General features: G+C 33.1%; 20 protein-coding genes. 14 read left to right on the top strand and 6 right to left on the bottom strand.

Going from position 1 to position 19,946, the window contains the following annotated elements; translation table 11 throughout:
- Positions 1-5: 5 nt before the first annotated feature.
- The 5 genes from NQQ59_RS09300 (at position 6) to NQQ59_RS09280 (ending at position 4,527) form a co-directional block, all read left to right on the top strand.
- Entirely contained in the window at positions 6-908 is a 903-nt protein-coding gene (locus tag NQQ59_RS09300) for a ParB/RepB/Spo0J family partition protein (RefSeq protein WP_144217903.1), read from the top strand.
- Positions 908-1,468, top strand: coding sequence for a DUF5683 domain-containing protein (locus tag NQQ59_RS09295; protein WP_144217901.1), 561 nt, complete (start codon positions 908-910; stop codon positions 1,466-1,468). Before NQQ59_RS09300 ends, NQQ59_RS09295 begins: the two co-directional genes overlap by 1 nt.
- Before the next feature lie 40 nt (positions 1,469-1,508).
- A complete protein-coding gene (gene dapB, locus NQQ59_RS09290; protein ID WP_144217899.1) occupies positions 1,509-2,210 on the top strand; it encodes a 4-hydroxy-tetrahydrodipicolinate reductase in 702 nt (233 codons plus the stop codon).
- 56 nt (positions 2,211-2,266) lie between these two features.
- On the top strand, positions 2,267-3,820 hold the full coding sequence (gene lepB, locus NQQ59_RS09285; protein ID WP_144217897.1) for a signal peptidase I: 1,554 nt from the start codon (positions 2,267-2,269) through the stop codon (positions 3,818-3,820).
- Positions 3,821-3,912: 92 nt separating this feature from the next.
- Positions 3,913-4,527 (top strand): WbqC family protein, encoded by a 615-nt coding sequence (locus NQQ59_RS09280; protein WP_144217895.1) that lies wholly within the window; start codon positions 3,913-3,915, stop codon positions 4,525-4,527.
- A 69-nt stretch (positions 4,528-4,596) separates the two neighbouring features.
- Here NQQ59_RS09280 and NQQ59_RS09275 read toward each other — a convergent pair whose 3' ends face one another.
- The 6 genes from NQQ59_RS09275 to NQQ59_RS09250 form a co-directional block, all read right to left on the bottom strand.
- On the bottom strand, positions 4,597-5,649 hold the full coding sequence (locus NQQ59_RS09275; protein ID WP_186296623.1) for an endonuclease/exonuclease/phosphatase family protein: 1,053 nt from the start codon (positions 5,647-5,649) through the stop codon (positions 4,597-4,599).
- 17 nt (positions 5,650-5,666) lie between these two features.
- On the bottom strand, positions 5,667-6,530 hold the full coding sequence (locus tag NQQ59_RS09270) for a rhomboid family intramembrane serine protease (protein WP_144217893.1): 864 nt from the start codon (positions 6,528-6,530) through the stop codon (positions 5,667-5,669).
- 42 nt (positions 6,531-6,572) lie between these two features.
- The gene (locus NQQ59_RS09265; protein WP_186296622.1) at positions 6,573-7,385 is read right to left on the bottom strand and encodes a rhomboid family intramembrane serine protease; all 813 of its coding nucleotides are present in this window, start codon (positions 7,383-7,385) and stop codon (positions 6,573-6,575) included.
- Entirely contained in the window at positions 7,382-9,337 is a 1,956-nt protein-coding gene (mutL, locus tag NQQ59_RS09260; RefSeq protein WP_144217891.1) for a DNA mismatch repair endonuclease MutL, read from the bottom strand. The genes NQQ59_RS09265 and mutL overlap by 4 nt, the downstream gene beginning before the upstream one ends.
- Positions 9,338-9,501: 164 nt before the next feature.
- Positions 9,502-10,074 (bottom strand): 6,7-dimethyl-8-ribityllumazine synthase, encoded by a 573-nt coding sequence (ribH, locus tag NQQ59_RS09255; RefSeq protein WP_144217889.1) that lies wholly within the window; start codon positions 10,072-10,074, stop codon positions 9,502-9,504.
- An 85-nt stretch (positions 10,075-10,159) separates the two neighbouring features.
- Positions 10,160-10,939, bottom strand: a complete 780-nt coding sequence (locus tag NQQ59_RS09250; RefSeq protein ID WP_144217887.1) for a tetratricopeptide repeat protein — start codon at positions 10,937-10,939, stop codon at positions 10,160-10,162.
- Positions 10,940-11,181: 242 nt separating this feature from the next.
- Between NQQ59_RS09250 and recF the strand changes: the two genes are divergently transcribed.
- The 9 genes from recF (at position 11,182) to NQQ59_RS09205 (ending at position 19,905) form a co-directional block, all read left to right on the top strand.
- Complete coding sequence (gene recF / locus NQQ59_RS09245) at positions 11,182-12,261, top strand: DNA replication/repair protein RecF (protein WP_144217885.1); 1,080 nt, start codon at positions 11,182-11,184, stop codon at positions 12,259-12,261.
- A gap of 186 nt (positions 12,262-12,447) precedes the next feature.
- Positions 12,448-13,125 (top strand): DUF2461 domain-containing protein, encoded by a 678-nt coding sequence (locus tag NQQ59_RS09240; protein WP_144217883.1) that lies wholly within the window; start codon positions 12,448-12,450, stop codon positions 13,123-13,125.
- Between the two features lie 86 nt (positions 13,126-13,211).
- Positions 13,212-14,261, top strand: a complete 1,050-nt coding sequence (locus NQQ59_RS09235) for a glycosyltransferase (RefSeq protein WP_144217881.1) — start codon at positions 13,212-13,214, stop codon at positions 14,259-14,261.
- A gap of 37 nt (positions 14,262-14,298) precedes the next feature.
- Positions 14,299-15,204: a hypothetical protein gene (locus tag NQQ59_RS09230; protein WP_144217879.1), complete on the top strand. Its 906-nt coding sequence runs from the start codon at positions 14,299-14,301 to the stop codon at positions 15,202-15,204.
- Positions 15,205-15,255: 51 nt separating this feature from the next.
- Positions 15,256-16,359, top strand: coding sequence for a histidinol-phosphate transaminase (gene hisC / locus NQQ59_RS09225; RefSeq protein ID WP_144217877.1), 1,104 nt, complete (start codon positions 15,256-15,258; stop codon positions 16,357-16,359).
- A 108-nt stretch (positions 16,360-16,467) separates the two neighbouring features.
- Entirely contained in the window at positions 16,468-17,481 is a 1,014-nt protein-coding gene (gene murB, locus NQQ59_RS09220; protein ID WP_144217876.1) for a UDP-N-acetylmuramate dehydrogenase, read from the top strand.
- Between the two features lie 75 nt (positions 17,482-17,556).
- Positions 17,557-18,171: an FMN-binding negative transcriptional regulator gene (locus NQQ59_RS09215; protein WP_144217874.1), complete on the top strand. Its 615-nt coding sequence runs from the start codon at positions 17,557-17,559 to the stop codon at positions 18,169-18,171.
- An 85-nt stretch (positions 18,172-18,256) separates the two neighbouring features.
- Positions 18,257-19,363 (top strand): glycosyltransferase, encoded by a 1,107-nt coding sequence (locus NQQ59_RS09210; RefSeq protein WP_144217872.1) that lies wholly within the window; start codon positions 18,257-18,259, stop codon positions 19,361-19,363.
- Complete coding sequence (locus NQQ59_RS09205) at positions 19,354-19,905, top strand: RNA polymerase sigma factor (RefSeq protein ID WP_144217870.1); 552 nt, start codon at positions 19,354-19,356, stop codon at positions 19,903-19,905. The genes NQQ59_RS09210 and NQQ59_RS09205 overlap by 10 nt, the downstream gene beginning before the upstream one ends.
- Positions 19,906-19,946 lie beyond the last annotated feature (41 nt).

Below are 19,946 nucleotides of genomic sequence, written 5' to 3'. Positions count from 1 at the left end.
TTTTTATGACAAAAGTAATTAAAAAACAAGCCTTAGGAAGAGGATTATCAGCACTATTAAAAGATCCGGAAAACGACATTAAATCAGTAGAAGACAAAAATGCTGATAAGGTTGTTGGAAATATCATTGAACTTGAAATAGGTGCAATTGAAATAAATCCGTTTCAGCCTAGAAGCAATTTTAATGAAGAATCGTTACGCGAATTAGCCACTTCTATTAAAGAACTTGGTGTAATTCAACCTATTACTGTTCGTAAATTAGATTTCAACAAATATCAGTTAATCTCTGGAGAACGCCGTTTACGTGCTTCTACATTAGTAGGTCTTACTCACGTTCCTGCTTATATTCGTATTGCTAATGACAATGAATCATTAGTAATGGCGTTAGTAGAAAACATTCAACGTCATGATTTAGATCCAATTGAGATTGCTTTATCATACCAACGTTTGATTGACGAAATTCAATTAACTCAGGAACAAATGAGTGAAAGAGTTGGAAAAAAACGTTCTACAATTGCTAACTACCTACGTCTTTTAAAACTAGATCCGATCATTCAGACTGGAATTCGTGATGGTTTTATTAGCATGGGACATGGGAGAGCAATTATCAACATTGAAGATTTAGACGTTCAAACTGATATTTATCAAAAAATCGTAAGCCAGAATTTATCTGTTCGTGAAACAGAAGCTTTAGTTAAAAATTATCACGAAGGACAGCAACCTAAAGCAGATGGAAAACCAAAAGCTGATGCTGGATTTGTCGTTAGAGAAACACAAAAACATACTTTTAATGATTATTTTGGCTCAAAAGTTGATATAAAAGTCGCTGGCAACGGAAAAGGAAAAATTACAATTCCATTTAATTCTGAAGCTGACTTTAACAGAATTATAAAATTAATAAACGGATAGTGAATAAAATTGTCCCCATCAGTCTATTGTTCTTTCTAACAGGAACCGTTTCTCTTTTTGCCCAGGTAAAAAAAGACACGGTTTTGGTCGTAAAAGACACCACTGCATTACAAGAAATAGACCCGCTTACACCAGCAAAAGCAGCATTCTATTCTGCTATTCTACCTGGTTTAGGTCAAGCATACAATAAGAAATACTGGAAAATTCCATTGGTTTACGGAGCAATTGGAACAAGTTTGTATTTCTACATTGACAACAACAAAAAATACAGAGATTATCGAAATGCCTACAAACGAAGATTAGAAGGCTACAACGACGATAATTATCAATTTCTGGACGACAGTCGACTTATTGCTGGACAGAAATTCTATCAAAGAAACAGAGATTTATCTGCTTTATTTGTCGTTGGATTTTATGTCCTTAACATAATCGATGCCAATGTTGACGCCGCTTTGATTCAGTTTAACGTTAACGAAAGACTATCAATGCGTCCAGAAATCTATCCCGACGATGTAACATTTAAACCAAACGTTGGACTAACTTTTAATTACAAGTTTTAATAGATTCAATTCTATTTAAAAAATCAAAAAAATAATCATAATGAAAATTGCGCTTTTAGGATACGGAAAAATGGGTAAAGTAATTGAAAGAATTGCTTTGGAAAGAGGTCATGAAATAGTTTTAAAGAAAGATGAATTTAACACCTATGATGGACTTTCAACAGCCGATGTTGCCATAGATTTCAGTGTTCCTAGCGCAGCAGTAGATAACATTTCTGCGGCTTTTAATGCAAATGTCCCTGTAGTTTCTGGAACAACTGGTTGGCTAGAACATTATGATGACATGATTGCGCTTTGTAATGAAAAGAAAGGTGGCTTTATTTCAAGTTCTAACTTTAGTTTAGGTGTGAATATTTTCTTCGGATTGAATGAATATTTAGCTAAGATTATGAGACAATTCGACTCATATAAAGTTTCAATGGAAGAAATTCACCACATCCACAAACTTGATGCTCCAAGCGGAACAGCAATTTCTTTAGCACAAGGCGTTATTGAAAACAGCAACTACGCTAATTGGACTATGGAAGATGCCAAAACAAACGAAATTCGCATTGAAGCAAAAAGAATCGGAGAAGTTCCTGGTACTCACACTGTAAATTACGATTCTGCTATTGACAGTATTGAAATCAAACACACTGCTCACAATCGTGAAGGTTTTGCACTTGGTGCTGTTGTTGCTGCCGAATGGCTTGCAGGAAAGCAAGGAATTTTTACTATGAAAGATGTATTAAACTTACAATAATTGAATAAAATTCAGGATCAATTCAATCTGAATTTGAAATTTAAAAATACAAAATTATGACACTTTACTCTTGGTTCGTATTTTTCTTAGCTGTTCAAATCATTCATTTCCTTGGAACATGGAAATTGTATCAGGCAGCAGGAAGAAAAAGCTGGGAAGCAGCAATTCCGGTATACAATTCTATCGTTTTAATGAAGATTATCGGACGTCCTACATGGTGGACATTGCTACTTTTTATTCCAATTATCAACCTGATTATGTTTCCGGTTGTTTGGGTAGAAACATTAAGAACATTCAACAAAAGATCAACTTTAGACACAATCCTAGGTCTTTTCACACTGGGATTTTACATCTACTACATCAACTACACACAAAAATTAGAGTATCGCAAGGATCGTAGTTTAACCCCTGAAAACAAAACAGGAGACACTGTGAGCTCTTTACTTTTTGCTATTATAGTAGCTACATTAGTACACACTTATGTCGTACAACCTTATACAATTCCGACATCATCTTTAGAGAAATCTTTATTGATTGGGGATTTCTTATTTGTGAGCAAATTAAATTATGGACCAAGAGTTCCAATGACAACGGTAGCACTACCGATGGTTCACGACTCTATCCCATTAACTAAAAGCAAATCATATTTAAGCTGGCCACAATTACCGTATTTCAGACTTCCTGCTATTCAAAAGATAAAACGATCAGACATTGTCGTCTTCAACTGGCCTGTCGATACGGTTCATTATTTCTTTGAACCAAAAGGTCGTCCGGGCGTCATCAAACCTATTGATAAAAAATCGAATTATGTAAAAAGATGTGTTGGTATTCCTGGAGACAGTTTATCTATCAAAGATGGTTTTGTTTTCATCAACGGACAAAAATTAGTTTTACCAGAAAGAGCTAAACCACAATATTCTTATTCTGTGGCATTAGACGGAAAAACTCCAATTGATTTCGAAAGTTTATTCAAAGAATTAGACATCACTGATGCAGCAGGTTTTACATCTGAAAAGAGAGATACACTTTACTTAGGTGCATTAACAGAAGCTAGTGCAGAAAGATTCAAAAACACTCCTGGAGTCACAGCTGTAATTCGCAAAATTGACAGATCAAACGACAACAGAATATTTCCTCACATCAACAAATGGAGTCAGGATAACATGGGACCAATTTATATTCCTGAAGCTGGAAAAACGGTTGCTTTAACAAATGAATCTCTTCCATTTTACAAAGAAATCATTACCAATTATGAAGGAAACAAATTAGAGTTACAAGGTTCTAAATTTTTAATCAACGGACAACCTGCAACTACTTATACCTTCAAACAAAACTATTATTGGATGATGGGAGACAACCGTCATAATTCTGAAGACAGCCGTTATTGGGGTTATGTTCCGGAAAATCATATTGTTGGTAAACCGGTTTTTATCTGGATGAGCTGGGATACTAACGGAAAAGGTATCAATAAAATTCGCTGGAGTAGAGTTTTCACCACTGTAGATGGCGAAGGCCAACCACAATCATACTTTAAATATTTCTTAATTGCTCTTGCCTTATATTTTATCGGAGATTTTTTCTGGAGAAAAAGAAAAGAAAATAAAGCATAATTTAAAAATAAGTTATTTTTGTGTCAGGTTTCAAGTTTCAGGTTTAAAAAACTTGAAACTTGAAACCTGAAACTTTTAAACAAAACATAGAAATGAATTCCTTAATACTTCCAACTTATTTTCCATCTATAAGTCATTTTGCTGTAATTGCACAATCTGACAGTATTACTTTTGAAATGGAAGATAATTTTCAGAAACAGACTAATAGAAACAGAACTTACATCTATAGTCCGAACGGAATTCAGCTATTAAATATTCCTGTTAAACATTCTAAAGCCGCACATCAAAAAACAAAAGACATTTTGATCGAGAATGATTTTGATTGGCAGAAACAGCATTTTAAATCGCTTGAAGCAGCTTACAGAAGCTCTCCGTTCTTCGAGTACTTTGAAGACGATATCATTCCGCTATTCGAAAAAAAACACACTTTTTTAACGGATTTAAACTTCGAGGTCCTAGACATTGTAACTAAATGTATTCGAATGAAATTTGAATTTGGAAAAACAACAGAATATTTTCATGAAACTCCCGATTTCGCCGATTTCAGATATTTAGCAAACGGAAAAAAAGACACCAATTCATTCGAAAAATACACTCAGGTTTTTGATGACAAACATGGTTTTATCAACAATTTAAGTGTTTTAGATTTGATTTTTAATGAAGGGAAATTTGCTGTAGATTATTTGAAAACTCAGAAAATAATATAATTTATGAGTTATAAGTGATGAGTTATGAATTAATTCTATTCAAACTCTTTTACTTTTTATTCTCCTCAATTAAAATTGATCTATTGAAAGTCTTGTCATTATTGGGTAATGATCTGAATTTTCAAAATCAGGAAAACTTTCAAACTGTTTTACTTTCATTTTACTATCCGTAAAAATATAATCAATACGGGCAGGATAATATTTAAATTTATAAGTTGCTCCAAAGCCTTCTCCCGCCTCTTCGAAAGCATCTTTAAGTTTTCCTTTTATACTTCTATATATATAAGAAAACGGACTATTATTCATATCTCCACAAATAATAATTGGGTATTTACATTTTTTTATATGCTCTTTGAAGATTTCAGCTTGTTCTTGCTGCTGCTTAAAACTTTTACTGATTCGAGCATAAATACGTTGTGATTTCTTCTTATTTACATTGTCAATATCATCAGAAATCTCGCTTACATCAGGAGATATCTTAATAGATTGCAAATGCATATTATAAACACGGATAATATCTTTTCCACGCTTAATATCAGCATAGACTACATTATTATCTGATTTAGGAAATATAATATTCCCCTGATCAATAATAGGGAATTTAGAAAAAATAGCCTGTCCTGTTTTTACTTTTTTACCATCAATAAAAATATAGCGATGCGGATACACTTTTAAATCTAAATGCGCTGAATTTGAATATTCCTGAATACATAAAATATCTGGATCTTTCTCATCTATAAAAGATTTAATATTTCCAGGAATATCATCGCGATCCAACCATTTGAAAACATTAAAAAGACGTACATTATAACTCATTACAGAAAAATCCTTTTCGTCCTGAACGTATTCTTTTGCCGAAAATTTATAAAACTTATTAATAAATGTAATTCCCATTAACAATACCAAACCAGATAAAATAAGGCGTTTTTTAAACTGAATTGCCCAATAGATAAAGAACAGACCATTTGCCACAAAAAAAGCAGGCATAAACAAAGTAAGCACCGATAAAAGCGGAAAACTTTTAGGTGCTAAAAAAGGCAGAATATATACGCTAAATGTGAGCACAGTCAGCACTATATTCAGAAAGAACATTATTTTATTAAACCAGGAAAGGTTTTTCATAATTATCTCCTACAAGTTTATTTTCCAGCTTTAAATAGAAACTCTTTTTCTTCTTTGGTCAGACAATCATAACCAGACTGACTGATTTTATCTAAAATTTCATCAATCTGTTGCTGCGTTTTGTCTTTCGTCACAATTCTTGATGTTGATTTTTCTGTAGGTTTTTTGTAATTTTTATGAACTTTTTTAAATGGGGTCGAAGGAGATTTTCTAAAAAGATTTACAAAGAAATCTAATGTTCTGGAAACAACAGTACTTAAATCTGTACCATTTTGCAAGAGTTTAATATAAACAAATCCGAAGAAAGCACCTGCAAGATGAGAAATATGCCCGCCTGTATTATCCAGGCGAAACTGCATTAAATCTAAAATTAAAATAACAGCCGTAATATGCCAAAGCTTAACATTTCCGAACAAAAACAATCGAACATTCATTAACGGAGAATATGTCGTTGCCGCAACTAAAATCGCCATGATCGCTGCTGAAGCTCCAACTATAGAAGCAGCTGTTCCTAAAACATAAAAACTTAAAGCAAAAATAATTCCCGCGAAAATGGCACTTAGAAGATATAATCCTAAATATTGTTTTTGAGTAAAATAAGTCAGGAATAATGAACTAGCAAAATTAAGCACCATCATATTAAACAACAAATGAAAAAATCCGTCGTGAAAAAAAGCATAGGTTAAAAATGTCCATGGCTTGAACATAAAAACCTGAGGATCTGACGATAACGCAATCCAACTTGGAAAGTCAAACTGACCAATTGAATATTGATAAAAAAATATCAATGAGACAATAAAGCATGCGATATTCCAGTAAATAACGCGCATAGCAACACCTCCCAATCTATATTGTAATTTTAAATCGTCTAGAATATTCATAGAAACTTCTTTTGTTTTAGAATTTGAACTTAAAGTTAGAAATTAATTCCAACGATTGTTGTTAAACTGATTTTTTTTCCAGTACAACATCATTAAAAAACCAGCAATTGCTCCACCAACGTGTGCAAAATGCGCAATTCCTGTTCCGCCACTTCCAAACAAAGAACTTCCTTTAAATCCTAAAAACAAATCAATTGCTAAAATCCCTGGCACAAAATATTTCGCTTTAATAGGAATCGGAATAAACAACAATCCAAGTTGTGCATTTGGAAACATAAACGCAAAAGCGGTCAACAAACCATAAATCGCCCCCGAAGCTCCCAAAACTGGAGATTGCATAATCCCTCCCGCTTGCGCCAAAGCATTAAACTGTTCCTGAGTACAATGTGCATTATTTAATATTGTAGCAATTTCTCCCTGCATCATTTTACCATTTGCATCAAACAAAGACTGATAGTCTGCATTTAAAATCAAATGCAAGTCTGCTTTTGATAAGTTTAAATCAGAAACAGAACTTAAAAGTGATTGCAACTGTAGATAATTTACTCCAGTATGAAGCAAGGCCGCTCCTAGTCCGCAAGAGATATAGAAAAACAAGAATTTCTTTCCTCCCCAAAAATGTTCTAAAGCAGAACCAAAGCTATACAATGCAAACATATTAAAAAGAATATGTGCAAAATTCGGCAGTGGTGCATGCATAAACATATGCGTAATAATCTGCCATATCCTAAAGTGATCACTTTCTGGATAATACAACATTAAATAGTCATACGAAACTGGAACCAACTGAGAACCAATAAAAAATATAATATTAATAATAAGTAGTTGTTTAACTACCGGAGTCATATTCATCATACTGCAAACTTTTTATCTATATCTTCCACACGCATGGTAATGAAAGTAGGTTTTTGAAAAGGTGAAATATTTGGATCTTTACAAGCAAACAAACCGTTTACTAAATTATCTTGTTCTTTTTCGGTTAAATAAGACCCTGTTTTAACCGCCAAGCTTTTAGCCATTGATTTAGCAATCGTATCATTCTGACTATAGCTGTTTGCTGGAATTCCATCCTGCAAATCACTTAACAATTGTTCGATTACCAGAGAAACTTCACTTTCTGTAATATTTACAGGGATTCCAGAAACTACAATATGATCGGTTTTACTTTCGTCAAAAACAAAACCTGTTGTTTCCAGAGAAGGCTTTAATTCTTCTATCAATTCCATTTCAGAGGCAGAATAGAACAAATCTAATGGAAAAAGTAATTGCTGACTTGCCGCTTGATTTACCGTCATATTCAGCAAAAATTGCTCATACAAAATACGTTGATGCGCACGCTGTTGATCCACGATAACCATTCCTGATTTAATTGGCGAAACAATGTATTTTTTATGAATTTGATACGTTTTTTTAGTCGCCTGCTCTACCTCATCATCATTAAACAAAGAAGAGGTTACTTCTTCATTTTCGAATGTAAAAGGCGAACTTTCTATAGTCTCAGGGTTTTCCGTATCTAAACCAACATACAAACTTTCCCAACTCGCTGTTGGTTCAACACGTTTTGAGTATCCAGAATAAGAAGATCCTGAGAAAGACGAGCCAGAAGATGAAGAAGAGCCAGAACCAGAGCTATAACTCGATCCCGAACTATATCCAGATCCAGAACTTGTTTTACTGTAATGTTGATTCGTCTTATCATCTGTAAACGGATTAAAAGTTCCATCTACTTGAATAGTTGGCGTTTCTGCCTCCATATCTTTGTAATGATAGGGCGTATCTAAATTAGAATCTCTATCAAAATCTAAAACTGGAGCAACATTAAATTGTCCCAAACTATGTTTGATTGACGCTCTTAAAATAGCATATAATGCAGATTCATCATCAAACTTAATCTCTGTTTTAGTTGGATGAATATTAATATCAATTGTATTTGGCGGAACTTGTAGATAAAGAAAATAACTTGGCTGCGAACCATCTTTAAGCAATCCGTCATAAGCCGACATTACGGCGTGATGCAGATAACCACTTTTAATAAAACGATCGTTTACAAAAAAGAATTGTTCTCCTCTATTCTTCTTAGCAAATTCAGGTTTGCAAACAAATCCCTGAATACTGATAATATCTGTTTCTTCATTTACTGGCACCAATTTTTCATTGGTTTTACCAGACATAATACCCACAATTCTCTGACGATAACCAGCAGCAGGAAGATTATACATTTCACTTCCGTTATGGTAAAAACTGAAGTGAATATTTGGATGCGCTAACGCCACACGCTGAAATTCATCCATAACGTGGCGAAATTCGACTGTATCTGATTTTAAGAAATTACGGCGGGCCGGAATATTATAAAACAAGTTTTTAACCGCAAATGAAGTTCCTTTTGGCAAAACTGCCACTTCCTGCGAAACAAATTTACTTCCTTCAATTACAATATGAGTTCCAAGCTCGTCCTGATCTTGTTTGGTTTTCATTTCCATGTGCGCGATCGCAGCAATAGAAGCCAAAGCTTCTCCACGAAAACCTTTTGTTCCAAGCGAAAACAAATCTTCAGCCTGACGAATTTTTGAAGTAGCATGACGCGCAAAACACAAACGAGCATCTGTAACGGTCATTCCGACACCATTATCAATTACTTGCACTAATGATTTACCAGCATCTTTTATAATCAATTTAATGTCAGTTGCTTTTGCATCAACAGCATTTTCTAACAATTCTTTTACGACTGAAGCGGGTCTTTGAACCACTTCTCCAGCAGCAATTTGGTTAGCAACGTGATCAGGAAGCAATTGGATAATACTCGACATTAAGCAAAAATAGTTTTAAAGTTTAGATTAGTTTTTATAAACCAAGAAATACAAATTTAGTAAATTTTGGTTGGCTTTCAGAATAAGAGATATCATAAAAAAAACAAAAAACCTATACTATTGTGACACAGTATAGGTTTAAATATTTTTAAAACAAAAGTGTTTTATTCGTTCTCTATTTTTCGTGGAGAATCCTCAATTTGAAGCGCTCCCGAAGTCAATAATGGCTGATTGAAAGCGTGAGCAATAGAAGCCTGTTGACGAATATACGCCATTTTAATTGCAGCTATAGCAGCTTCGGTTCCTTTATTTCCATGAACTCCCCCACTTCTATCAATAGACTGCTGCATATTATTATCTGTTAAAACACAGAAAATAACAGGAATATCGGTTTGTACATTCAAATCTTTAATTCCTTGTGTAACGCCTTCGCATACAAAATCAAAATGTTTAGTTTCTCCCTGAATAACGCAACCAATTACGATAACAGCGTCTACATTTTGCGTCTGAAGCATTTTTTTTGCTCCATAAATCAACTCAAAACTCCCTGGAACATTCCAACGGATAATTTGTTGAGCAGGAACATCACAATCAACCAAAGCTTCAAAAGCTCCATTGTAAAGCCCTTCTGTTATAGTATCATTCCATTCAGAAACAACAATCCCAAATCGAAAGTCTTTCGCATTTGGGATTGTGTTTTTATCGTATTCTGATAGATTTTTATTTTCAGTAGCCATCTGTATATTTTAGATATTAGATTTATAAATTTCAGATTGCTAAATTACGAATCTAAAATCTAAAATCTTAACTCTACAATAATATTTATTGCGCTAATCCAATCAAAGCGTCAACTAATGCTGCTTCTGGAGCACTGTCGTAATTATCTTTGATATCATTAAAATATTTTAACGCATCTTCTTTCTGACCTAAAGCTAAAGCCGTTTTTCCAGCTTTTAACAAGAAACGAGGTGTAGTAAAATCGTTTTTGTTAGATTCAGCAGCTTTAATATAGAAAGACAAAGCTTCTTTTGGGTTATTTTTTTGAGAATAAGCATCTCCAGTTGCACCTTTCGCTAAAGCACTTAAAATTGCATCTTCAGATTTAAATTCACCTAAATATTTAATAGCTTCGTCAAATTTACCTGTATTTAAATAAGCCATACCAGCATAGTAGTTCGCTAAATTTCCAGCATCAGTTCCAGAATATTCATCAGCGATTTTAATAAATCCGAATTTACCTTCTGAACCGTTTAATGATAATTTGAACAATGAATCGCTAGAAACACCATTTACTGCTTTTTCAAAGTTTTGCTGAGCAACAAACATTTCGCTTGCAGCCTCATCTTGTTTTGGAGTTGCAATGAATTTTTGGTAACTTAAATATCCAATTGCAGCAACCGCAATACCAGCAACTAAACCAATAATGATTTTTTGATTCTTAGCCACCCAATCCTCAGTTTTAGAAGCCGTTTCATCTAATTTTGAGAAAACAGCAGCTGTTGTACTGTCTTTTTCGTCAATAATTACCTGTTGTTCTTCTGTAACTTCTTTAACTTCCTTTTCTTTTGGTGTCTTATATCCTCTTTTATTGTAAGTTGCCATTTAAAATTTATTTAGTGAACGGCAAAAATAAAATTTTTATTGAAAATGACGTAAAAAATTTCAATTTTATCACTATTTTAAAAGAAATATTTTTCTTATTCGCATCTTGTTTCTTTCAAGCAACAAAATAAATCGGCTGAGAATCGCTCTGAACTCAATTATATCGATAATTTTCGGTAATTTGCACCCTCAAATTTTTACTGATTCAAAACAGTAAATTTTACATCTGGAGTCCCTAAAAAATGCATTTAAACAAAATCTCTTTATTCAATTATAAAAACTTTTCTGAAGCTAGTTTTGATTTCGACATCAAAATCAACTGCTTTGTGGGTAAAAACGGCATTGGAAAAACCAACGTTCTAGATGCTATTTACCATTTGGCTTATGGAAAAAGCTATTTTAATCCGCTTGCCGTTCAAAATATCAAACACGGCGAAGAGTTTTTTGTAATTGATGCCGAGCTCGAAAAAAATGAAAGAACAGAACAGATTGTTTGCAGTTTAAAAAAAGGACAGAAAAAAGTATTAAAGCGAAACGGAAAAGCATACGATAAATTTTCTGATCATATTGGATTTATTCCACTTGTAATTATTTCACCAGCCGATAGAGATTTAATTGTGGAAGGAAGCGAAACACGCCGTAAATTTATGGACAGTGTAATTTCGCAGCTAGATTCTACTTATTTACATCAGCTTATTCAATACCAAAAAGTGATTGTACAGCGAAATGCTCTTTTGAAGTATTTTGCGCTCAATCATACATTTGACAACGACACTTTATCTATATATAATGAACAATTAAATGAATTCGGAAAATCAATCTTTGAAAAACGAAAAAATTTCTTAGAACAATTTATACCTATATTTAATGTACATCACCAAGCCATTACAGGATCTGAAGAATCTGTGCAACTGGTTTACGAAAGTCATTTGTTTGAAAAAGACTTATTAATACTTTTACAAGAAAACATCAACAAAGACAGGGCACTTCATTACACCACTGTCGGCATTCATAAAGATGACTTGTCTTTTGAAATTGATTCGCATCCGATAAAAAAATTCGGATCGCAAGGTCAGCAAAAATCATTTCTGATTGCTTTAAAGTTGGCACAATTTGAATTCTTGAAAAAACAAAGCGGCGTAAAACCTATTCTTTTGTTTGACGATATCTTTGATAAGTTAGATGAAACTCGTGTAGCCAAGATTGTAGAAATGGTAAACAGCGAAACATTTGGACAGCTTTTTATTTCTGATACTCATCCAGAAAGAACCGAAGCGATTGTAAAATCGACACATCAGAGCTATAAGATATTTAATTTATGATTTAGTTTTTTGCCACTAATTTCACGAATTCACACAAATTAAAACTTTGACAAAGCTTGAAACTTTGTCAAAATTTAACTTCAAGCAATTAAAAATTAGTGCAAATTCGTGAAATTCGTGGCAAACTTTTCCTTCAGAAATCAGTAAATTAGCCCAAACATTAACTGCAATAAAACAAAAAAGAATATGCTTACGAAAGAATCATTGCAATTTTTAGACGATTTAAGAAAAAACAACAATCGAGAATGGTTTCAGGAAAACAAAAAGAGATACGAAGTTTTCAAGAAAGATTACCATCAATTGGTGAGTGATTTTCTTGATGAAACGAAACCACTTGATCCTTCTTTAGAATTATTAGAAGTTAAAAACTGTACTTTTAGAATTAACCGAGATATTCGTTTTTCTAAAGATAAATCTCCATACAAAGCACATTTAGGCGTTTGGATGTCTACAGGAGCAAAAGGCGCGAACCGTGCCGGATATTATGTTCATATTGAAAAAGGTGCCAGTTTTATCGCCGGAGGATTTTATTCGCCTGAAGCGGAAGATTTAAAGAAAGTCCGTAAAGAAATTGCTTTTTTCTATGATGATTTACAGGAAATTTTAAATGATAAAAACTTTAAAAAAGAGTTTGGAAATTTAGACATCAACGAAAATAATTCTCTTAAAAGTATGCCCCGCGGTTACGAAAAAGACCATCCTGCAATTGAGTATTTAAAACTAAAAAGTTTCACAGCAACTCAAGTTTACAATGTTTCCGAAGTGTTGGAAAAAGATTTCGTAAAGAAAATGAGCCAAAAACTAATTGCTCTTAAACCTTTGAATGATTTTATCAATCGTGCTTTAGAAACTGAGGAATTTTAAAAAAGAAGGTTGCCACGAATTTCACGAATTGCCACGAATTAATTTGTGAAAATTCGTGAAATTCGTGGCAAAAAAAACACACTTGAATGAAAAGAAAAATACTTTTTCTTGGAGAATCTTATCGCGCCGACGCCATAACTTGGATGAAAGGCCTGAAAGAATTTGGCGATTTTGACATTATCACTTGGGAACTTCAAACACCAAACACTTCAAGATTCAAACGTATTTTAGAGTATTTTTTTGCCCCTATTACCATTCGAAAAATCATTAAAAAAGAAAAACCAGATATGGTTATTGCAGAAAGAACTACCAGTTACGGTTTTCTTGCTGCAATATCAGGATCTAAAACCATAGCGATCGCACAGCAAGGCCGAACCGATTTATGGCCGGAGGATTCTGCTTTATACCTTTATAAAAAAATCATTCAGAAATATGCTTTTAAAAAAGCGCATTTAATTCATGCTTGGGGACCTGTTATGGCAATTCACATGAAAGAAACGGGTGTTGATATGAATAAAGTTGTAATACTTCCAAAAGGAATTGATTTATCGCTTTTTACACCTTCAACAAATAACTCAAACAAAATTGAAGCTATTGTAACACGTTCGCTTCAACCAGAATATCGCCATGATTCTATTTTAAAAGCTTTTGGAATTTTAAACCAAAAAGGAATCGATTTTTCTTTGACCATTGTCGGAGACGGAACGAGATTGCAGTTTTTGAAAGATTTAACAAAAGAGCTTCAACTCGAAAATAAAGTAATTTTTACAGGAAGAATTCCGAACACAGAACTTCCTAAATTATTGCAGCAATCCAACATTTACATCAGCATGCCAATTACAGAAGGCGTTTCCGCCTCTTTGTTTGAAGCAATGGCTTGCAACTGCTTTCCTGTAGTTTCTGATATTCCTGGAAATCAAAGCTGGATTACGCATCGAGAAAATGGTCAATTAGTTGGAATAGATAACATCGAAATGCTTGCCGAAGAACTAGTTTGGTCTTTTGAAAATCCAGAAATACGAAATCAAGCCATTATTCAAAATAGGAAATTTGTGGAAGAAAACGCGAATTATGATCTTAACATGAAAATCATTTCACAGAAATATCATGAGTTGCTCAATTCCAAATTGAACTAATATTTAATAAAACCTACTAAATTATAGAATCCAAAGAATGAAAGATCTTTTAGAAAAAATCAAACTTATCTACCTTCCTTTTATTGCTGTTTCAATTAGTTTCATTCTTATCTATACCTTTTTAAACTGGCTTTTATTTATAAAACTCGAATTATTCTCTGTAAAAGAAACGCTTTTAAAATTCTTTCTCCCAATGGCATTGCCGTGGATATTTATTTATTTTTTTCTAAGTCCAAGATTACGATTTTTAAAATTTAAAGAAGATCGTAAATCTTATGGTTTTCAACTTTTGGCTGGTTTTACCATAGCAATATCAACAATTATTGCTCAAGAATATTTGAGCACAGCGACAGGAAAACTGACTTCGCTTAAAACAATTTCAGACATTCAGAAACACGAAAAAACAAAGTATTACACTTTACAAAAAAAATATATTGATAAAAAAAATTATGGTGCTGTAAGAGTCAGCGATGTATCGGGAAAAAATAATGAGCATTTCAATATGTCCATTTATGTTGCAATGCCCATTTTAGAAACAGCCAAAGACACCTCTAAATTCGAATGCGATTATTGGTTAGGAGAAAGATACTCATCTCAAATAAGCAATCGATTATCTATTGACGAAAAGAAGTTCAAATTCAAAGAATTGGCTGAAAGATCTGACGAAGAATTCAAAAGAACAGATTTTACACAATTTACCTATTTAGAATTACTTGGAAACACAGACAAACATGACAATTTTAACGATGCAATCGAAGAAAACACACATTACGATTTCAAGAAACCTATTTTATTAATTGCACATAACGAACCTTTTGAAAAAAGAAATGGCAAGAAATTACAATGGTTCTTTATGTCTTTAGGAGGAGGTTTTTTAATTTGGTTTCTTTTATTGGTTTTTATTCCGCTTCAACCGAAAAAAAAACCTCGTAACTTTTCTTGAATCTCAACGACATATTGTTCAATACACGATTTAATTTAATCTGAAAAAATTATGAACAATAGAAGAGATTGGCTCAAAAAAGTAAGTTTAGGCGCAATAGGATTAGGCTTTTGCCAATTTGAAGCATTTGCAAATACTCCACCTGAAAAGTATATTTTTTCAGATTTAGAAAGATCTCCTATTTTATTGCGATCAAATGAAAATCCGTACGGTCCTTCTCCGCTGGCGCGCATCGCCATGCAGAAAAGCATCAATAACAGCAATCGTTACGGCTGGGATCTTTCTGGTGAATTAATTTCGCTTATTGCTAAGAAAAACAATGTTTCAGATCGCAATATTCTTCTAGGAGCTGGTTCAACAGAAATTTTAGATTTAGTTCTCCAATATACTGCGTTACAAAAAGGCAATTTCGTACTAGCCGAAACCACTTTTGATTATTGGACATTTCCATCTGAAAAATTAGGACTTAAAAAAATCACAGTTCCACTAACTGCAGACAAAAAACATGATTTGGCTGCCATGTTAAAAGCAATTGACACAGATACTAAAATGGTTTACATCTGCAATCCTAATAATCCAACAGGAACGATATGCGATAGAAACGAATTGGTGTCTTTTGTAAAAGAAGCCTCAAAAAAAGCCATTGTTTTTGTTGACGAAGCCTATCTCGATTTCACAAAAGAAGAGTCGCTTAGCAACCTTGTATCGGAAAACAAAAATCTAATTGTTACCAAAACTTTTTCAAAAATGTATGGTTTGGCTGGCGCGAGAATTGGTTACGCTGTTGCATCTTCTTCAACAATTGACGAACTGAGCGCTTTAAAATCTGCTCCTAATTTATCGGTCAGTGTAGTTTCAATAGCAGCAGCAATAGCTTCTTTAAAAGATGATAAATTTGTTAAAGAAGTTCACTCATTAAATGAAGAAGTAAAAAAATACACCATCGAACAACTCACCAAACTCAATTTAACCTGTATTCCTTCTCACGCCAATTTTGTTTATTTCTCTTTAGATAATTACAAAAAAGATTATTTCAAACAATTGGAAAATCACAACATACAAGGAACCAAAATTTACGAAGAAAATGGAAAATGGACTAGAATCACGATTGGCACAATGAAAGAAATGCAACAATTTATTGAAGCCATAAAGTAAATTTTTGAAAAAAGTCTTTTTATAGAAAATCCACTCAAATAAATTATAATCGTTACTTTTGATCTCAGAATTTTTCCGAAGTTTCGGAACTTAAAAAGCCTTTTATTTATGGAAATCCAATCCAATTTTTCTTTAAAAAAACACAACACTTTTGGTATTGAAGCTAGTGCTAAACAATTTGTTGCCGTTCATTCTATTAGTGAATTAAAAACAGTTTTACAAGAAAACAAAGACGAGAAAAAATTCATTCTAGGAGGTGGGAGCAATATGCTTTTAACGAAAGACATTGACGCTTTGGTTATTCATATTGATTTAAAAGGAAAAAAAATCACAAAAGAAGACGACGATTTTGTCTGGGTTGAAAGTCAGGCCGGTGAAACTTGGCACGATTTCGTACTTTGGACCATCGACAATAATTTTGGCGGTTTAGAAAACATGTCGCTTATTCCTGGAAATGTAGGCACAACTCCAGTACAGAATATTGGCGCGTACGGAACTGAAATAAAAGATACTTTTGTTTCTTGCGAAGCGATGAATATTGCAACTCAGGAAATGAAAACTTTTACAAATGACGAATGTAATTTCGGCTATCGTGAAAGCATTTTCAAACATGAAGTAAAAAACCAATATATTATTACTTCGGTTATTTTTAAATTGACCAAACGCAATCATAAAATCAATACTTCTTACGGAGATATTTTAGCAGAATTGGCTAAAAACAATATTACAGAACCAACATTAAAAGATGTGAGTAATGCTGTAATTGCCATTAGACAAAGTAAATTACCCGATCCAAAAGAATTAGGAAACAGCGGAAGCTTCTTCAAAAATCCAATTATACCTAAATCTGATTTCGAAAAAATTCATCAAAAATTCCCAGAAATGAAATTTTACGAAGTTTCTGAAACCGAAGTAAAAGTCCCTGCAGGCTGGCTGATTGAACAAGCCGGTTTTAAAGGAAAACGTTTTGGTGACGCAGGAGTTCACAAAAATCAGGCTTTGGTTTTAGTAAATTACGGAAACGCGACTGGACAGGAAATTTTGGCGGTTTCAAAAGAAGTTCAGAAAACGGTTTTTGAAACTTTTGGCATTCAAATCGAAGCAGAAGTGAATGTGATTTAAAACACAAATTTCACTAATTAGCACAAATTTAATTCATGGAAATTTGTGAAATTCGTGACAGTAAAACAACACAAAATGCATACACCTGACTTATATAAAAATGAAAATCAGGAAGAGATCAGAGCTTTTTTAAAAGAAAATAGTTTTGGAATCCTGATAAATCAGACAAATGGAAAACTTACAGCAACACATATTCCGATAGAATTAGGATTGAATGCTGAAGGGAAAGAAATTTTGGAAGGGCACATTTCAAAACTAAATCCACAGGCAGAAGGTTTTAGAGAAAATGATGAGGTTTTAGCTGTTTTTACAGGTCCGCACAGTTACATTTCTTCTTCTTGGTACGATCACGAAAATGTTCCAACTTGGAATTACATAGCCGTACATGTTTACGGAAGAATCAAAATTGTTGACTACGAAACTTCTGTAGAACAATTGAAAAAATTAGTTGACAAGTATGAAGTAAACTCTGAAAACCCTGTTCGCGTAGAAGATTTGTCAGCCAAAACAATGCGTGAAGCGAGAGGAATCTTTGGTTTTGAAATTGAAATTGAAGAAATTCAGGCCACTAAAAAACTTTCTCAAAACCGAGACGACCACAATTACAAGAACATAATTTCAGAATTAGAAAAAACTGAAAACCCTCAGTCTATTGCTATTGCAAAAGAAATGTCAAAATGCCGAAAGTAAATCGGCTTTAGCTATTGAATTTAGCGAATTCATAAGTACATTTGCAGTCGCAGAGCGCAAAAATTAATAGAACCAAATAAATCAGATGCTTATATACATATTTTACTTTTTTATTGCTATTGTTGTTGTTCAACTATCTTATTATCTCGGAATTTTTGGAAAGTTTGCTTTTAGCAAACCGCAACATATTACACCTAAAAATCTTCCAATTTCTGTAATTGTATGTGCAAAAAATGAAGAAGAGAATGTAAAAAAGTACATTCCGCTTTTGGCACAGCAAAATTATCCAGATTTTGAAATCGTCTTAATTGATGATGCATCAAGTGATGAAACTCTTGAAGTTTTTGAAGAATTTGAAAAAGAATTCTCCAATATTCGTTTAGTAAAAGTAGAAAATAACGAAGCTTTTTGGGGAAATAAAAAATACGCTTTAACACTTGGAATCAAGGCAGCAAAAAAAGATTATTTATTATTTACAGATGCCGATTGTTACCCTACTTCTAAAGACTGGATTACAGCAATGTCTTCGCAGTTTACAATGAACAGAACAATTGTTTTAGGTTACGGCGGTTATGAAAAAGTAGAACGTTCGTTTTTAAATAAAGTCATTCGTTTTGAAACTGTTTTAACTGCTCTTCAATATTTTTCATGGGCAAAAGCTGGACTTCCGTACATGGGAGTTGGTCGAAATTTAGCCTACAAAAAAGAAGAATTTTTTAATGTAAATGGTTTTATTGATCACATTCAGATCCGTTCTGGCGATGATGATTTGTTTATCAATCAGGCAGCAAATAAAACAAATACTACTATTTCTTATACACCTGAAAGCTTTACGTATTCAAAACCTAAAAGAACTTTCAGAGAATGGTTTACACAAAAAAGAAGACATGTTTCTACCGCAGAACATTACAAGTTTTTTGACAAGATGCAGTTAGGATTGTTTTTCCTTTCACAATTATTTTTCTTTTTATTAGTTATCATTCTACTTGCTTTTCAATTTCAATGGATTGCAGTATTGGCAATTTTAGCAACACGTTACACTGTAGTTTGGACCATAATTGGATGTTCTGCAGGAAAACTGAAAGAAAATGATCTTAAAATATGGTTTCCAGTTGTTGAGATAGCGCTTATATTAACGCAAATTAATATCTTTATAACTAATATCTTTTCAAAACCAGTATATTGGAAATAAATTCTAAAATAGAAAAAGCAAAAAAAGGCGATCAGATCGCCTTTACTTTTTTATTAGATCATTATTGGAATGAGGTGTACGCTTTTATGCTCAAACGCACCGAAAACGAGACTACCGCAGAAGATGTTACCATAGAAACTTTTTCTAAAGCTTTTGACAAAATAGCTTCTTACAATCCTGAATTTCAATTCAATACTTGGCTTATTGCGATTGCAAAAAATGTCTATATAGATTTACTCCGCAAAAAGAAAACCAATCTTTTTATCGAAATCACAGACAACGAAGACCAGCAGGCGTACAACATCGCCGACCCTACTCCCTCTGCAGAAGATGCATTAATTAAAGAGCAGAATCTTTCTCGTCTGCTTTTATGCATTAAAGAACTCAAACCACACTACCAAGAAGTAATTCAACTTCGTTATTTTCAAGAAATGTCTTATCAAGAAATTGCTATTAAGATTGACGAACCTTTAAGCAGTGTAAAAGTCAAACTTTTACGTGCAAAAAAATTATTAGCAGAAATCATCGAACGTAACAGATAATTTCCTATCTTTAAAGAAAGAAAAATATACTATTCGTATTT

The organism is Flavobacterium panacis (assembly GCF_024649945.1).
Classification (GTDB): domain Bacteria; phylum Bacteroidota; class Bacteroidia; order Flavobacteriales; family Flavobacteriaceae; genus Flavobacterium; species Flavobacterium panacis.
This window is presented reverse-complemented; position numbering and strand designations above follow the sequence as displayed.

Excerpts from the sequence above, each read along its gene's own strand:
- NQQ59_RS09300 (WP_144217903.1), top strand. The coding sequence starts at position 6 with ATGACAAAAGTAATTAAAAAACAAGCCTTAGGAAGAGGATTATCAGCA.
- dapB (WP_144217899.1), top strand. The coding sequence starts at position 1,509 with ATGAAAATTGCGCTTTTAGGATACGGAAAAATGGGTAAAGTAATTGAA.
- lepB (WP_144217897.1), top strand. The coding sequence starts at position 2,267 with ATGACACTTTACTCTTGGTTCGTATTTTTCTTAGCTGTTCAAATCATT.
- NQQ59_RS09280 (WP_144217895.1), top strand. The coding sequence starts at position 3,913 with ATGAATTCCTTAATACTTCCAACTTATTTTCCATCTATAAGTCATTTT.
- NQQ59_RS09275 (WP_186296623.1), bottom strand. The coding sequence starts at position 5,649 with ATGAAAAACCTTTCCTGGTTTAATAAAATAATGTTCTTTCTGAATATA.
- NQQ59_RS09270 (WP_144217893.1), bottom strand. The coding sequence starts at position 6,530 with ATGAATATTCTAGACGATTTAAAATTACAATATAGATTGGGAGGTGTT.
- NQQ59_RS09265 (WP_186296622.1), bottom strand. The coding sequence starts at position 7,385 with ATGATGAATATGACTCCGGTAGTTAAACAACTACTTATTATTAATATT.
- mutL (WP_144217891.1), bottom strand. The coding sequence starts at position 9,337 with ATGTCGAGTATTATCCAATTGCTTCCTGATCACGTTGCTAACCAAATT.
- ribH (WP_144217889.1), bottom strand. The coding sequence starts at position 10,074 with ATGGCTACTGAAAATAAAAATCTATCAGAATACGATAAAAACACAATC.
- NQQ59_RS09250 (WP_144217887.1), bottom strand. The coding sequence starts at position 10,939 with ATGGCAACTTACAATAAAAGAGGATATAAGACACCAAAAGAAAAGGAA.
- recF (WP_144217885.1), top strand. The coding sequence starts at position 11,182 with ATGCATTTAAACAAAATCTCTTTATTCAATTATAAAAACTTTTCTGAA.
- NQQ59_RS09240 (WP_144217883.1), top strand. The coding sequence starts at position 12,448 with ATGCTTACGAAAGAATCATTGCAATTTTTAGACGATTTAAGAAAAAAC.
- NQQ59_RS09235 (WP_144217881.1), top strand. The coding sequence starts at position 13,212 with ATGAAAAGAAAAATACTTTTTCTTGGAGAATCTTATCGCGCCGACGCC.
- NQQ59_RS09230 (WP_144217879.1), top strand. The coding sequence starts at position 14,299 with ATGAAAGATCTTTTAGAAAAAATCAAACTTATCTACCTTCCTTTTATT.
- hisC (WP_144217877.1), top strand. The coding sequence starts at position 15,256 with ATGAACAATAGAAGAGATTGGCTCAAAAAAGTAAGTTTAGGCGCAATA.
- murB (WP_144217876.1), top strand. The coding sequence starts at position 16,468 with ATGGAAATCCAATCCAATTTTTCTTTAAAAAAACACAACACTTTTGGT.
- NQQ59_RS09215 (WP_144217874.1), top strand. The coding sequence starts at position 17,557 with ATGCATACACCTGACTTATATAAAAATGAAAATCAGGAAGAGATCAGA.
- NQQ59_RS09210 (WP_144217872.1), top strand. The coding sequence starts at position 18,257 with ATGCTTATATACATATTTTACTTTTTTATTGCTATTGTTGTTGTTCAA.